Raw genomic sequence first — 16,174 nt, 5'->3', positions numbered from 1 at the left:
TGAAGTAAAAGCAGTTAAATTGAAGGAGGTCTTTTCCATTGGCTGTTGAAAAAATTACAATGCCACAGTTAGGGGAAAGTGTAACAGAAGGTACAATTGAAAATTGGCTTGTATCTGTTGGTGACACTGTGAAAAAGTATGACCCACTAGCTGAGGTTCAAACAGATAAAGTAACGGCGGAGGTACCATCATCTTTTGCCGGAACGATTAAAGAGCTTGTCGCAAATGAAGGCGACACAATTGAAGTAGGCGAGCTTATCTGTTATATCGAAACAGAAGGCGGAGCAACAACTAAAGCAGAGAAGCCTGCTGAGAAGGCAGAGGGAACAGCACAGCCCCAAGCTCAGGAAGCATCTGCTGAAGAACAATCAGATCAATCAAACAAGCGCCGTTACTCACCAGCAGTACTACGTATGTCACAAGAGCATGGTATTGATTTAGAACAAGTACAAGGCTCTGGAAAAGGCGGCCGCATAACGCGCAAAGACCTTCAGAAGCTAATTGACTCAGGTGATCTTCCAAAAGCAGGTGAAGCGAAGGCTCCTGCGCAAGAGCCTGTTGTTCAAAAAGAAGAAGTCCAGCAGCCAGTACAATCGAAGGAACAACCTGCAGCAAAAAGCGCAGATATTCCAGTTGCAGCAGGTGATGTTGAAATTCCTGTTTCTGGCGTTCGTAAAGCAATTGCTGCAAATATGCTTCGCAGTAAGCATGAGGCACCACATGCATGGACAATGGTAGAAGTAGACGTGACAAACCTTGTTAACTACCGCAATACGATTAAGAATGACTTCAAACAAAAAGAAGGTTTCAGCCTAACATTCTTCTCGTTCTTCGTGAAAGCTGTTTCACAAGCGTTAAAAGAATTCCCAATGATGAATTCAATGTGGGCTGGCGATAAAATTATTCAAAAGAAAGACATCAACATTTCAATCGCCGTTGCAACTGATGATGCCTTGTTTGTTCCTGTAATTAAAAATGCAGACGAGAAATCAATTAAAGGTATTGCGCGTGAAATTACCGAGCTTGCTCAAAAAGTTCGTGCCGGAAAATTAACATCTGCAGAAATGCAGGGTGGAACGTTTACCGTTAATAACACTGGCTCATTTGGCTCTGTTCAATCGTCAGGTATTATTAACTATCCGCAAGCAGCGATTCTTCAAGTTGAATCGATTGTGAAGCGTCCGGTTGTAATGGATAACGGAATGATTGGCGTTCGTGACATGGTCAACCTATGTCTATCACTTGACCACCGGGTTTTAGATGGGCTTGTTTGTGGCCGCTTCCTAGCTCGTGTCAAAGAAATTCTTGAAAATATTACTGCTGAAAATACATCTGTGTACTAGAATTTGAGCCGCACTTCTTTCATAGGAAGCTGCGGCTTCTTTCATTCCAGTTATATTGATGTAAAGACCTTACAAGATCTTGTGGAATTTCAACTGAGGAAATCGCATCGGTTAAACGATATTGCTACATCGCGTATTTTGTAATACTATAAAGTGAGAAGATGTTTGAAAATTTTTAAAACAAAAACGAGTGTGGGTATATTTCGACAGAGAAAGGGGTGGAACGAGTTTGTGCACCAAGCGCAGACTCGGACAAAATGGCTGAAGAAAAACAAACAGTAGACCTAAGTCTATTCAGTGGTTTCCCTGTTCCAAGTGATGAAGAGTGGAAGGAAACAGCAGAGAAATCATTAAAAGGCAAACCGTTAGAAAAGCTTAATACGAATACATATGAGGGAATTCAATTAAAGCCGATTTACCGAAAGTCGGATGTTGAAGGGATTCCTCATTTGAAAGAATTCCCTGGAGAAGGAAACTACGTCCGTGGTGCAAGTCATCTTGGCTATGTAGCTTCCCCATGGAAAATTGGACAAGAAATCTATGCAGAAACACCAGAGCTGTTTAATGAGCGGCTTTTGCACGACCTTCAACGTGGTCAAACAATGGTGAATGTACCATTTGATGAAGCTGTTAAACAAGGTTTAGATGCAAGCGAAGCGAATGGAGCAGACCTTGGCTTTAACGGTATGTCTTTTTCGAATGTAGAAGATTGGAAGACTGCACTTAAAGATGTTGAGCTTCAAGGTGTTCCAATGTATTTACAGGGTGGTTACAGTACACCGTTTATCTTAGCCTCACTTCTTTCCTACGCGAAAAATGAAGGGGTACCGTTTGAGGAGCTAGAAGTATTTGGTGGCTTTGACTATTTAGGGTTAGTAGCTGAAACCGGAAAAGCACCGATTAGCTTTGAACGAGCGCTCGATTTGCAAGCACAAGCAGCAGTGTGGGCTGACAAAAATGCCAAAAAGATTCGTACAGTAGCTGTTCAAGGTGAACCATATGCGCAAGCAGGGGCTTCAGCCGTACAAGAGCTTAGCTTTGCAATTGCTGCAGGTGTGGATGTGATTCGTGGTTTACTTAAGCATGGGTTAGATATTGACCAAGCGGCAAAACAAATGTACTTCTCTTTTGCAATCGGTTCCAATGTCTTTATGGAGATTGGAAAGCTTCGTGCAGCGAAAATGGTGTGGGCAAAAATTATCGAAGCATTTGGTGGCAGTGAAGAAGCACAAAAAATGTATATTCATGGCCGTACGTCAACATTTACGAAAACAAAATGTGATCCATACGTGAATATGCTGCGTACGACAACAGAAGCATTTGCAGGAGCTGTCGGCGGGGTTAACAGTATGCATGTTTCTCCATTTGACGAACCGTTACGCAAGCCAGATAATTTTTCACGTCGTATTGCACGTAATACACAAGTTATTCTGCAAGAAGAGTCACACTTAAATAAAGTTGTGGACCCTGCAGGTGGTTCTTGGTATGTAGAGACACTCACAGATAAGATTGCTGAAAAGACGTGGGAGCTCTTTACGAAAGTAGAGCAAGAAGGCGGTATGTACAAAGCACTTCAAAATGGGTTTGTCCAAGAGAATATTGCACAAACAGCACAACAGAAACGTCAAGATGTCGAGTCACGTAAAGCACGTATTGTCGGCACAAATATGTATCCGAACCTTGATGAGAAACCACTAAACACGACAGCTGAACAAGAAACAACTGTGGCAGATCGTGTAGCAGTAGTTAAGGGGTATGTAGAAGCTGCAAGCGGTGTCACGATTGGCTTTGAATCATTTGAAAAGGTGATGGACGCAGCAAGTGAAGGGGTAACTGTCGGAATGGTAATGAATGCGCTGAAAGAAGGAACTGAAGCTGTTGAAGTGAAGCCGCTCCATGTTCATCGCGCAGCAGAGCCGTTTGAAGCATTGCGTAACGCTGCAGCAAGCTTTAAAGCTGAAAATGGACGTTACCCGCAAGTGTTCCTTGCAAATCTTGGCCCGATTCCAAAACATAAAGCACGTGCTGACTTTGCGGCAGGCTTCTTTGCAGCAGGTGGATTTGAAGCGATTACGAATAATGGCTTCAATACAGCAGAAGAAGCAGCAACAGCAGCAACTCAATCTGGGGCAGAAGCTGTGATTATCTGTGGTTCTGATGACACTTATGAAGAACTAGCAGTTGAAGTAGCAAGCAAGCTGAAAGCACAGCAGGCTGACACGAAGCTTTATCTTGCAGGAAATCCACAAGGCGAATTAGCACAAGCATGCAAGGAAGCGGGTATTGAAGAGTTTGTTCATTTGAAATCAAATTGTTATGACGTACTTCTGCGCTTGCAGCAAGAGAAGGGGGTTATCGCATGAGCAGAATGCCTGATTTTACAAACATGTCGTTTGAACCGAAGAAATCCGATGGAAATGTTGATGAATGGAAGCAAAAAGTAGAAAGTGAGATTGATGGCTCTTTTGATGAAATGGTTTTCCGTACAAATGAGCAAATCTTCGTTAAACCAGTTTATACAAATGAAGACATTAAAGATTACAAGCACATTGACTATATGTCTGGTATTCCGCCATATTTGCGCGGACCATATCCGACAATGTATGTGACACGCCCTTGGACTGTTCGTCAGTATGCAGGTTTCTCTACAGCTGAAGAGAGTAATGCGTTTTACCGCCGTAACTTGGCAGCTGGTCAGAAAGGGTTGTCTGTTGCATTTGACCTTGCAACACACCGCGGCTATGACTCCGACCACCCGCGTGTTGTCGGAGATGTAGGTAAAGCGGGCGTTGCAATTGATTCCATTGCTGATATGAAAATTTTATTTGACGGTATCCCGCTTGACCAAATGTCCGTGTCAATGACGATGAATGGTGCTGTTCTTCCTGTTATGGCGTTTTATATCGTGACAGCAGAAGAGCAAGGTGTGAAGCCTGAACAGCTTTCAGGAACGATTCAAAATGATATTTTAAAAGAGTATATGGTACGGAACACGTACATTTATCCGCCTGAAATGTCGATGAAAATTATTGCAGATATCTTTGAATATACATCTCAGAATATGCCACGCTTTAATAGTATCAGTATTTCCGGTTATCACCTTCAAGAAGCAGGGGCACCGGCTGATATTGAGCTTGCTTATACACTTGCAGACGGTCTTGAGTATGTCCGTACAGGCCTTCAAGCAGGTATTGACGTCGATAAGTTTGCACCGCGTCTATCATTCTTCTGGGCGATCGGTATGAACTACTTTATGGAAGTAGCGAAAATGCGTGCAGGTCGTTTGATTTGGGCGAAGATGATGAAAGAGTTTGAACCGAAGAATACAAAGTCGATGGCATTGCGTACGCACTCGCAAACGTCTGGATGGAGCTTAACAGAGCAGGACCCATTCAATAACGTCGCACGTACATGTATTGAAGCGATGGCTGCAGCACTTGGCCATACACAATCCCTTCATACGAATGCACTTGATGAAGCGATTGCACTTCCGACAGATTTCTCTGCACGAATTGCTCGTAATACGCAGCTTCACCTTCAAGATGAAACAGGTATTACAAATGTTGTTGACCCGTGGGCTGGTTCATACTATGTTGAATATTTAACAACAAAGCTTGTGGAACGCGCATGGGAGCATATTTCCGAAATTGAAAACCTTGGTGGAATGGCGAAAGCAATTGAAACAGGCGTACCGAAAATGCGTATTGAAGAAGCAGCTGCTCGTCGCCAAGCGCATATTGATTCAGGAAAAGAATCAATTATTGGAATGAATAAATATCGCTTAGATAAAGAGGATCCACTTGATATCCTTGAAGTTGATAATACAGCTGTACGTCAGCAGCAGCTTGAGCGCTTGAAAGAATTGCGTGAAAACCGTGATGATGCGAAGGTTCGTGAAGCATTAGCTGCTCTTACAAAAGCCGCAGAAACAGGCGAGGGTAACTTGCTTGCATTATCTGTAGAGGCTGCACGTGCACGCGCTACACTTGGTGAAATTTCAGATGCGATTGAAGTGGTGAGCGGACGACATAAAGCCGTTATCCGTTCAATTAGCGGCGTCTACAGCACAGAATTTTCAAATGCTGACGAAATTGACACTGTTAAGAAGATGACAGATGAGTTCCTTGAAAACGAAGGACGCAGACCACGTATTATGGTAGCTAAAATGGGTCAAGATGGACATGACCGTGGTGCAAAAGTTATTGCAACAGCGTTTGCGGATTTAGGGTTTGATGTTGACGTTGGCCCGCTATTCCAAACTCCTGAAGAAGCAGCATTACAAGCGGTTGAAAATGATGTTCATGCAATTGGCATGAGCTCGCTTGCTGCAGGTCACAAAACACTTCTACCACAGCTTGTAGAGGAACTGAAGAAGCTTGGTCGTGAAGATATCGTTGTCGTTATCGGCGGTGTTATCCCAGCGCAAGATTATGAATATCTAAAAGAAAATGGAGCTGCAGCGATCTTTGGTCCAGGTACCGTGATTCCAGTTGCTGCTCAGAAAGTTGTTGAAGAAATCAACCGCCGTTTAGAAGAGGTTGAGGATGTGATTTAATGGCAAATGAAAATGAAAACCGCCCTGAATGGGTGCCAAAAGATGCTTCTAAGGCATACACAACTAGGGTGATGAATGGTGTACAAAGCGGAGATAATACCTCCGCTTCTTTCCGTCAGTCTTCAAACCGTAAAAAGCGGACATTGCAAGATTATGTAGATGGTGTTCGAAACAATGATCGGACAGTTCTAGCAAAGGCCATTACATTAATTGAAAGCAATGCCGCAAAGCATATTGATGCATCGCAGCGGCTGCTCAATGAGTTGTTGCCGTATACGGGAAATTCATTACGCCTCGGTATTACAGGGGTGCCTGGTGCGGGGAAAAGTACTTTTATCGAAGCGATGGGAAGTTATCTGTGCGAACAAGGCCATAAGGTTGCTGTCCTTGCTGTAGACCCGTCCAGCAGTATTACAGGTGGTAGTATTCTCGGAGATAAGACGCGGATGGAGACTCTTTCACGTAATCCGCGAGCTTTTATTCGTCCATCCCCTTCAGCTGGTACACTTGGTGGTGTAACACGGAAAACGCGGGAAACGATGCTTCTCTGTGAAGCGGCAGGCTATGATGTCATTATCGTTGAAACGATTGGTGTTGGCCAAAGTGAAGTAGCAGTGCGTTCGATGGTTGATATGTTTACCCTTCTTGTATTAACAGGCGCAGGAGATGACTTGCAAGGAATGAAAAAAGGGGTCATGGAGCTTGCAGACCTGTTAGTCGTAAATAAAGCAGATGGGCATAACAAGCAGGCGGCAGAAGCTGCTCGGCAGGAGTACAACCAAATTGTTCACTACCTTCGTCCAGCAACAGAAGGCTGGGAAACGAAGGCACTTACATGTTCTGCTCTGCATAATGTAAATGTTGATAAGATTTGGGAGCAGATGCGTGACTTTGAAGCAACAACAAAACAATCAGGTGTGTTTGAAAAGCGACGTAAAGCACAGACGAAGGAATGGATTTACGCGATGATTAAAGAACAGCTAGAAACAAATTTCTTCAATCATCCAATTGTAAAAGAAAAAATGCCACTCCTTGAGCAAAACGTTGTAGAAGGAAAACAGCCTGTTACGCAAGCTGTACGGGAGCTCTTCTTAGAGTACAACAAATAAAATAAGCCGCTTCCATTTGGAGGCGGCTTTTGCATTTAAGCATAAAAAAAAGAAAGAAGGTGAGTGATGGGGGGAACTCACCTTCTAATCTAGGGAGTCTAGGGGTATGGGGCCTAGATTTAATATAAGTATTCCACGTATCAATAAAACTAAACCTTTTTTTATATTTTTTTTTAAAATTATTTTTAGTTGATTGAAAAGGTAAGCATGTTACAGATAAGTTTAATTGATTAACAGGACATTTGTTGATACGATACGATTAAGGAATTTAAAGGAGTGAGATTATGGATTTTAATATGTTTATGGATATGAATCAAATCGTTGACCAAGCACGTCTAGAGGCGGAAGATGCTGGTTATACATCACTGCGCACGGCTGAAGAGGTCGATGCTGCATTAAATAAAAAAGGTACAACACTTGTATTGATTAACTCTGTATGTGGTTGTGCAGGTGGCATTGCACGCCCGGCAGCTGCTCATGCTATCCATTATGATAAGCGTCCAGATCAGCTTGTAACGGTTTTTGCTGGACAGGATAAGGAAGCAACTGCACGTGCACGAGAATATTTTGAAGGCTATCCGCCATCTTCCCCATCTTTTGCGTTATTAAAAGACGGCAAAATTCAAACGATGATAGAACGTCATGATATTGAAGGGTTTGACCCAATGCAAGTTATTCAAAAGCTTCAAGCAGCATTTGATAAATATTGTGAGGAAATATAAGATTGAAGACCGCCATAACAGCGGTCTTTATTTTTTTGTCGATTTAAATGTGAAAATTCCTTGAAAAATATTTGAAAATAATGAATAATCATTATTGTGCAACTTTAAAAAAGTACTTGTCAGCGCTTAGGAACATGGTAAAATAACAACTATCGTATAAATATTAATTTAATCAAATAAATATTAGTTTTAAGAATTTAAGGGGGAAAAATGATAATGAAAAAGTTTTTTATGATTTTTACTTTTGTCGTAATGGCAGGTGTATTGGCTGCTTGTGGCACAGGTGGAAGTGAAGATGGACAAACTTCAGGTGAGCAATCAGCTGACACAGATAAAAAAGTGTTGGTAATGGGGACATCTGCTGACTATCCGCCATTCGAATATGTTGAAACAGCGAAAAGCGATGAAATTATCGGTTTTGACGTTGACCTTGCAAAAGCGATTACTGAAAAGTTAGGTTATGAAATGGAAATTAAAGACATTGATTTTAACGGCCTTATTCCTGCCCTGCAATCAAATAAAGTTGATTTTGTTTTAGCAGGTATGACACCGACTGAAGAACGTAAAGAAAATGTTGATTTTTCACAAGTTTATTATGAAGCAAATCATATGATTGTTTCTTCAAAAGACAGCAAAATTGAAAAACTTGAAGATTTAGAAGGCAAAAAAGTAGGCGTACAGCTTGGTTCAATCCAAGAAGGAAAAGCTGAAGAAATCAAAGAAACGATTGATATTACAATCGATAGCCGCAACCGTATCCCAGAGCTTGTTCAAGAAATTAAAGCAGGTCGTTTTGATGCGGCAATTATTGAAGATACAGTGGCAAAAGGATATCTAGAGAAAAATGAAGACCTTCAAGCATTCGTACTTCCGAACACAGAAGAAGCAGGAAGCGCAGTTGCTTTCCCGAAAGGAAGCGAGCATGTTGAAGAGTTCGACAAAGCAATTACAGAGCTGAAAGAAAGCGGCGAACTTGATGAAATGATTAAGAAATGGTTCGGTGGCGAACAGCCAAAGCAGTAATTGATTGCATATCCATTCATGACATTCGGAAAGGGGAGCATCCATCGCTCTCCTTTCTTACACTTTAAACACAATTACAACACTGGATAATAGAGAGGAATGAAGTTCGGGCATGGGTTTGAATTTCACACAAATCGTGCCCTCCATCCCCTACATTCTTGAGGGGATATGGGTTACGGTTAAGATTGTTTTAGTTAGTGCACTGATCGGTTTTATTCTCGGAACGATTCTATCCCTATTTAAAATAGGACGTGTTAAGGCACTTATATGGATAGCAGATGCTTATACATCCATTTTCCGTGGGACACCACTTATCCTGCAGTTGATGATCATTTATTATGGGCTGCCACAGTTAATCGGAATTGAAGTGCCGGCTTTCATAGCAGCTGTTAGTGCTTTTGGCTTAAATTCAGCTGCATATGTATCAGAGATTATCCGCGCAGGTATTGGGGCAATTGACCGTGGTCAGCGTGAAGCCGCAATGGCTTTAGGTGTACCATATAGTCCAATGATGAAAGATATTATTTTACCACAGGCGTTGAAAAACATTCTGCCTGCATTAATGAACGAATTTATTACATTAACGAAAGAGTCAGCGGTTGTGATGGTCATTGGTGTTGCTGATATTATGCGTCGTTCTTACATCGTCGGCGGCGAATTATATGCCTTTTTTGAACCGATGTTATTTGTAGGGTTAATATACTGGATTATGGTCATGGGGTTGACTCTCCTTGGAAAAGCGCTTGAGAGGAGGATGAGTCGCAGTGATTAAAATAGAAAATCTACACAAAAAATTTGGAAAACTAGAAGTATTAAAAGGAATCTCAACAGAAATAAACAGCGGCGATGTCGTCGCAATCATTGGGCCGTCTGGTTCAGGTAAATCAACACTTCTTCGTTGCATTAACTTGCTTGAAGAACCAACAGAAGGACAAATCTGGGTCGGGAATGATGAGATTACGAATCCGAAAACAAGTATTATGGATGTACGTCAACGGCTAGGAATGGTTTTTCAGCACTTTCATCTTTTCCCGCATATGAATGTCGTGGAAAATTTAATGTACGCACCGATGAAGGTGAAGCAAGTGTCGAAGTCGGAAGCAGAAAAGACAGCTCTTGATTTACTGGAAAAAGTAGGGCTGTCTGAAAAAGCGAATGTCTATCCGAATCGTTTGTCAGGCGGTCAAAAACAACGTGTGGCAATTGCTCGTGCTTTAGCGATGGCTCCAGAAGCGATGTTATTTGATGAGCCGACTTCTGCACTTGATCCAGAAATGGTTAAAGAAGTGCTTGATGTTATGAAGAATTTAGCGCAAACAGGGATGACAATGGCGATTGTTACTCATGAAATGGGCTTTGCTCGTGAGGTGGCTGACCGGGTTTTATTCCTAGATGATGGCAGGTTAGTTGAAGAAACAGAACCAGAAGAATTCTTCACAAATCCAAAATCAGAGCGTGCAAAAAACTTTCTTGAAAAGATTTTATAAATTGCTTATAGTATGGAGATGGCTGAATATAGTCATCTCTATTTTTATTAATGATGAAAAGGAGTCAATATGTTTAAAATCGGTTATCGAACCGTCAAAACAGCTGTCGGAACAGCTCTTTCCATTTGGCTTGCCCAAATACTCGGATTTGATAATTTTGTTTCGGCAGGTATCTTAACAATTTTGTGTATTCAAGTTACTCAAAAGCGTTCATTAATTAGTGCGTGGGAAAGATTCCTCGCTTGTATTATTGGAATGGCCTTTGCGTTTGCCTTCTTTGAAGGGATTGCCTATCATCCGCTTGTGATTGGTTTGTTATTGATCTTATTTATCCCCACTCTCGTTTTCATAAAGGCGAAGAAGGGGGTTGTGACAAGCTCCGTCATTATTTTACATTTTTATATTCAAGAAAAGATGACAACTGCTTTTATTTTAAATGAACTTGGTATTATTGGGATTGGAATCGGAGTTGCACTCATTATGAACCTTTATATGCCGAGTATGGAAATGGAGCTACAGCGAAGACAAACAAAGGTTGAGCAGAACTTTAAGCGAATCTTTGATGAAATTGCCCTCTACCTTCGGGATGGTGATCACTTATGGGATGGACGAGAAATTATGGAAACAAACGAAATGATTCAATCGGCTAAAACCCTTGCTTTCCGAGATGTTGAAAATCATTTTACACGAAACGAAGACACGTATTATCATTATTTTAAAATGCGTGAAAAGCAAATGGATGTTGTTGAGCAGATGCTGTGGATTGTTTCATCTCTTTCTATCCCGCATGATCATGCTGAAAGAATTGCAGAATTAATTGAAGAAATTAGTGATTCCGTTCACCCAGGAAACACTGCGCAATACTTTCTAGATAAGCTTGAGAGTCTAAGAGGAGATTTCAGGGAAATGGAGCTGCCGGCTACTCGTCAAGAATTTGAGGTTCGTGCTTCATTGTTTCATTTTTTAAATGAGTTGGAGAAATACTTAATTCTAAAGCGATATTTTAAGAAGAGTGATCTATAGAAAAAACGGATGCAGACGGTGCATCCGTTTTTTTGACTTCTAAAACAAGAAACTAACTCCTGCTAGGAGCGAAGAGAGGAGCATGGAAGCAATCATAACGTAAATCATCACTCTCATTGTTCGTTTACGGCGCATAGGAAAGATTCCTCCTTACGAAAAATAGCTCTTTCTATTTTAACCGCCATCAAGCTAGAAAACAAGATTTGCATTTGAAAGCCTTTTCGCATATATTTGACATAAATCGAAAAAATGTGCGGAATTTTTCGATAATAGCAGGAATTTTCGATAGAATAACGAATGTGTTAATAGTTGTGGTGAGCAAACGCTCGTTCAATTTGTACAATCACGGGGGGAAGATAGACATGGCGAAGAAAATTGACCATATCGGCGTAGCGGTAGAATCGATTGACCGTTCACTGCCGCTTTATACCGAGCACCTTGGATTAGAATTACTTGGTGTTGAAGAAGTTCAATCAGAAGGTGTGAAAGTAGCTTTCTTAAAAATTGGGGAATCTAAAATTGAATTGCTTGAACCACTTTCTGAGGAGAGCCCAATTGCCAAGTTTTTAGCGAAAAAGGGAGAAGGTATTCATCATATCGCACTTGGCGTTGATTCAATTGAAGAGCGCATCAAAGATATGAAAGAAAACGGTATTCGCATGATTCATGATGAAGCAAAGACAGGTGCAGGTGGGGCGAAAATTGCCTTTATGCATCCGAAATCAACAGGAAGTGTACTTTATGAATTGTGTGAAAAACCAGCGAAGGGGGACAACTAAGATGGATATTTATGAAAAAATTAATGAATTATATGATAAGAGAAGAGAAGTTGAGCTTGGCGGTGGCGATGACCGTATTGATAAGCAGCATGAAAAAGGAAAATTGACTGCACGTGAGCGGATCGATCTTCTTCTTGATGAAGGTACATTTGTAGAATTAAACCCATTTATTGAGCACCGTTGCCAAGACTTTGGTCTTGCAGGCAAGAGTGGTCCTGGTGAAGGGGTTGTCACAGGATATGGAAAGGTGCATGGTCGTTTAATTTTTGTATTCTCGCAAGACTTTACAGTATTCGGTGGGGCGCTTGGAGAAATGCACGCGCAAAAAATTGCTAAGGTAATGGACCTTGCAGCGAAAAATGGCGCACCAATGATCGGCTTGAATGACTCAGGGGGCGCGCGTATTCAAGAAGGTGTGGTATCATTAGATGGGTACGGTCATATTTTCTACCGTAACTCAATCTATTCAGGCGTAGTTCCACAAATTTCGGTTATTATGGGACCGTGTGCAGGTGGGGCAGTTTACTCACCAGCTATTACAGATTTTGTATTCATGGTTGAAAAAACAAGTCAAATGTTTATCACAGGACCGAAAGTAATTGAAACGGTTACAGGTGAAAAGATATCGTCTGAAAATCTAGGCGGAGCGAAAGTACATAACTCTATAAGCGGGAATGCGCATTTCTCTGGTAAGTCTGAGCAAGAAGTGCTTGAGGATGTTCGTCGACTGTTAGGTTATTTACCACAAAGTAATGAAGAACAGCCACCGAGAATGGAATATAACGAAGAGGATGATTACCGTCCAGATTTAACGGACGCAATCCCTTTTGATGCTATTCGTCCTTATGACGTGCGTAAAGTAATCAACCAAGTTGTTGACAACGATTCCTTTATGGAAGTGCAAAAAGACTTTGCGAAAAACGTTGTAATCGGTTTAGCTCGTGTTCGTGGTGAAGTAATTGGTCTAGTATGTAACCAGCCGAAAGTAATGGCAGGCGGCTTAGACATTGATTCCTCAGACAAAGCATCACGCTTTATTCGTTTCTGTGACTCGTTTAATATCCCGATTATTACGTTTGAAGACGTAACAGGCTTCTTCCCAGGGATTAAGCAGGAACACGGCGGTATTATCCGACACGGTGCGAAGATTTTGTATGCTTATTCTGAAGCGACTGTACCGAAGCTGACGATTATCCTTCGTAAAGCATATGGCGGTGCGTATGTGGCGTTGAACAGTAAGGCGATCGGCGCAGATGTTGTATACTCATGGCCAAATGCTGAAATTGCGGTAATGGGACCTCAAGGGGCAGCTAACATTATCTTTGCTCGTGAAATTAACGAAAGTGAAGATCCAGAAGCAAAACGTGCGGAGAAGATTGAAGAATATCGTGAAAAGTTTGCGAATCCGTATGTTGCGGCTTCTATGGGGATGGTCGATGATGTCATTGATCCGCGTGAAACACGTATCAAAATCATTCAAGCGCTTGATATGCTTCGTAACAAGAAAGAGGAACGTCCGAAGAAGAAGCACGGCAATATCCCGCTATAAACCATTTCGCTCCGTGTACGAGACTACGTATCACTAGGAGGAACCCAAATGGTTAATCAAGAGCGTCTTATTGACGAGTTTATGGAATTGGTGCAAGTTGACTCAGAAACAAAGCACGAAGCAAAGATTGCTGAAGTGTTAAAAGAAAAATTTTCAGCGCTTGGTGTGGAAATTGAAGAAGACAATGCACGCAATGAAACAGAACACGATGCAAACAATTTAATTTGCACGTTAAAAGGTACGAAAGATGGCGTTGATACAATTTATTTCACATCCCATATGGACACGGTTGTACCAGGGAATGGTGTGAAGCCTTCGATCAAAGGCGACAAAATTGTAACAGACGGAACGACAATTCTTGGCGCAGATGATAAAGCAGGTCTTGCAGCAATGCTTGAAGCAATCAAAGTATTGAAAGAGCAAGAAATCGAACATGGTGATATTCAATTTGTGATTACAGTCGGTGAAGAATCAGGTCTTGTCGGTGCAAAAGCATTAGATGCTTCATATATGAAAGCGAAATACGGCTATGCGCTTGATTCTGACGGACAAGTTGGAAACATCATCGTTGCAGCTCCAACACAAGCAAAGGTTCGAGCTGTTATCAATGGAAAAACAGCTCACGCTGGTGTAGCTCCTGAAAAAGGTGTTTCAGCCATTACGATTGCAGCAAAAGCAATTGCAAAAATGCCGCTTGGCCGTATTGATGCTGAAACAACAGCCAATATCGGTCGATTTGAAGGCGGAAAGCAAACAAATATCGTCTGTGACCGTGTTGATATTCTCGCTGAAGCACGTTCTTTAGTACCTGAAAAGATGGAAAAACAGGTTGCAAAGATGAAAGAAGCATTTGAAAAGACAGCAGAAGAGATGGGTGGAAGTGCTGACATTGAAGTAGAAGTAATGTACCCAGGCTTTAAATTCAATGACGGTGATGCAGTCGTTGAAATCGCGAAAAGCGCTGTTGAAAAGATTGGCCGCAAGCCTGAACTGCTTACAAGCGGTGGTGGAAGTGATGCCAATATCTTTAACGGACACGGTATCCCAACGATTAACCTTGCTGTTGGTTATGAAGAAATTCATACAACAAATGAAAAAATGCCAATTGCAGAGCTTGTCAAAACAGCTGAACTTGTACTGGCTGTTATTGAAAAGGCTGCTGAATAAGCAGGAAAACGGAAGTCTCATGATGAGGCTTCCGTTTTGTTTATAAGCAGGCGCAATGGAAAATCCATTCATCCTGCTGTATCATAGAAAGGAGAATATTGAGCGGTGAACGTGGTGATAATCGATGAAATCAATGTATCCGAAAAACGGAAGAGTCATTTTGCATGTGGATATGAACAGCTTCTACGCCTCAGTGGAGATGGCAAATGATCCGTCGTTAAAAGGAAAGGCACTTGCGATTGCAGGGAATCCGAAAGAACGGAAAGGGATTGTCGTAACAAGCAGCTATGAAGCACGTGCAAAAGGCGTGAAAACGACGATGCCATTGTGGCAGGCAAAGCGGCTTTGTCCTGAACTGCTTGTCATGCGACCGAACTTTCCGCTCTACCGTCAGACATCGCTTGCAATGTTTCAAATCCTTTCTCGTTATTCTGCTCTCGTTCAGCCTGTGTCAATTGATGAAGGGTATGTTGATTTAACAGACAGCAGTGTGTTTGGTTCTCCGCTTGAGATTGCCCATCAAATCCAAGCGGACATTAAAAATGAGCTCGATCTGCCTTGTAGCATTGGCATAGCGCCGAATAAATTTTTGGCTAAGACGGCCTCTGATATGAAAAAGCCTATGGGGATTACCGTGCTGCGTAAACGAGAAGTTCCCAAAAAGCTTTGGCCGCTCCCTGTCATTGAGATGCACGGTATCGGTGAGCGAACGGCGGAAAAGTTGGCACAGATTAAAGTCCATACAATCGGAGACTTAGCAAATGGCGATGACTATGCACTGAAGGAGTTGCTTGGCATCAACGGTCTTCGCTTGAAGGAGCGGGCAAATGGGATCGATAATCGAAAGGTTGACCCAGATGCGTTATCAGAATTCAAAAGTATTGGAAATTCTAAGACATTGCCGCATGATACAACAGATGAAGCAGAAATCCGCAGCATTCTTCAAAGCCTTGCACAATCTGTTGCGAAACGAATGAGCCGACAAGATGTGATTAGCTGGAACGTTCAATTAATGATTCGCTACTATGACCGAAAAACAATTACGCGCAGCCGAAAGCTTCCGCAGGCTGTTGATAAAGACACAGAAATCTTTCAAGCTGCACGGCATTTATTTGACGAGCATTGGAACGGCGAGCCAATTCGCTTGCTCGGGGTGACAGCTCAACAGCTTGAAGAAAAATCAGATGCTTATAGACAGCTCGACCTCTTTTCATATGAACAGGAAGCAATTAAAGAGCCGCTCTATAACACTGTTGAAAGCTTAAGGGAAAAGTACGGAAAAGATGTTATTTCAAATGGGAAATTATTCAAGAAGAAGCCTCATATTGATGGGGGAGAGCGCCATAAGGGAACAAGCTTTCAAAAGGATTTCTTACGTCATTTTCGATTTGGCAAAAAGGATGAATGACATATTTGG

At 41.9% G+C, this 16,174-nt stretch carries 14 protein-coding genes; 13 read left to right on the top strand and 1 reads right to left on the bottom strand.

Annotation, left to right across the window (positions count from 1 at the left end):
• Positions 1-38 precede the first annotated feature (38 nt).
• The 9 genes from LC040_10350 (at position 39) to LC040_10310 (ending at position 11,262) form a co-directional block, all read left to right on the top strand.
• A complete protein-coding gene (locus LC040_10350; GenBank protein WLR49711.1) occupies positions 39-1,343 on the top strand; it encodes a dihydrolipoamide acetyltransferase family protein in 1,305 nt (434 codons plus the stop codon).
• A 218-nt stretch (positions 1,344-1,561) separates the two neighbouring features.
• A complete protein-coding gene (locus tag LC040_10345) occupies positions 1,562-3,706 on the top strand; it encodes an acyl-CoA mutase large subunit family protein (protein WLR49710.1) in 2,145 nt (714 codons plus the stop codon).
• Entirely contained in the window at positions 3,703-5,898 is a 2,196-nt protein-coding gene (scpA, locus tag LC040_10340) for a methylmalonyl-CoA mutase (GenBank protein WLR49709.1), read from the top strand. Before LC040_10345 ends, scpA begins: the two co-directional genes overlap by 4 nt.
• Positions 5,898-7,007 carry a methylmalonyl Co-A mutase-associated GTPase MeaB gene (meaB, locus tag LC040_10335; GenBank protein WLR49708.1) on the top strand — a complete coding sequence of 370 codons (1,110 nt, stop codon included), beginning with the start codon at positions 5,898-5,900 and terminating at the stop codon, positions 7,005-7,007. Before scpA ends, meaB begins: the two co-directional genes overlap by 1 nt.
• 284 nt (positions 7,008-7,291) lie before the next feature.
• Positions 7,292-7,729: a BrxA/BrxB family bacilliredoxin gene (locus LC040_10330; GenBank protein WLR49707.1), complete on the top strand. Its 438-nt coding sequence runs from the start codon at positions 7,292-7,294 to the stop codon at positions 7,727-7,729.
• Positions 7,730-7,945: 216 nt separating this feature from the next.
• Positions 7,946-8,752 carry a transporter substrate-binding domain-containing protein gene (locus LC040_10325; protein ID WLR49706.1) on the top strand — a complete coding sequence of 269 codons (807 nt, stop codon included), beginning with the start codon at positions 7,946-7,948 and terminating at the stop codon, positions 8,750-8,752.
• A gap of 112 nt (positions 8,753-8,864) precedes the next feature.
• Complete coding sequence (locus tag LC040_10320) at positions 8,865-9,524, top strand: amino acid ABC transporter permease (protein ID WLR49705.1); 660 nt, start codon at positions 8,865-8,867, stop codon at positions 9,522-9,524.
• Positions 9,517-10,239, top strand: coding sequence for an amino acid ABC transporter ATP-binding protein (locus tag LC040_10315; GenBank protein ID WLR49704.1), 723 nt, complete (start codon positions 9,517-9,519; stop codon positions 10,237-10,239). Before LC040_10320 ends, LC040_10315 begins: the two co-directional genes overlap by 8 nt.
• 69 nt (positions 10,240-10,308) lie before the next feature.
• Positions 10,309-11,262: an aromatic acid exporter family protein gene (locus LC040_10310; GenBank protein WLR49703.1), complete on the top strand. Its 954-nt coding sequence runs from the start codon at positions 10,309-10,311 to the stop codon at positions 11,260-11,262.
• A gap of 39 nt (positions 11,263-11,301) precedes the next feature.
• Here the strand turns inward: LC040_10310 and LC040_10305 are convergent, their stop codons facing one another.
• Entirely contained in the window at positions 11,302-11,358 is a 57-nt protein-coding gene (locus LC040_10305; protein WLR53258.1) for a hypothetical protein, read from the bottom strand.
• A gap of 266 nt (positions 11,359-11,624) precedes the next feature.
• Between LC040_10305 and mce the strand changes: the two genes are divergently transcribed.
• The 4 genes from mce to LC040_10285 all read left to right on the top strand — a co-directional run bounded on the left by mce (position 11,625) and on the right by LC040_10285 (position 16,165).
• Positions 11,625-12,041 (top strand): methylmalonyl-CoA epimerase, encoded by a 417-nt coding sequence (mce, locus tag LC040_10300; GenBank protein WLR49702.1) that lies wholly within the window; start codon positions 11,625-11,627, stop codon positions 12,039-12,041.
• 1 nt (position 12,042) lies between these two features.
• Entirely contained in the window at positions 12,043-13,590 is a 1,548-nt protein-coding gene (locus LC040_10295; protein WLR49701.1) for a carboxyl transferase domain-containing protein, read from the top strand.
• Between the two features lie 48 nt (positions 13,591-13,638).
• Positions 13,639-14,757 carry a M20/M25/M40 family metallo-hydrolase gene (locus LC040_10290; GenBank protein WLR49700.1) on the top strand — a complete coding sequence of 373 codons (1,119 nt, stop codon included), beginning with the start codon at positions 13,639-13,641 and terminating at the stop codon, positions 14,755-14,757.
• A 124-nt stretch (positions 14,758-14,881) separates the two neighbouring features.
• Positions 14,882-16,165, top strand: coding sequence for a DNA polymerase IV (locus tag LC040_10285; GenBank protein WLR49699.1), 1,284 nt, complete (start codon positions 14,882-14,884; stop codon positions 16,163-16,165).
• Positions 16,166-16,174: the final 9 nt, after the last annotated feature.

The organism is Bacillus tianshenii, assembly GCA_020524525.2.
GTDB lineage: Bacteria > Bacillota > Bacilli > Bacillales > Bacillaceae_N > Bacillus_AV.
Note: the sequence above shows the minus strand (reverse complement) of the source record. Positions and strands in the feature narration are given on the sequence as shown.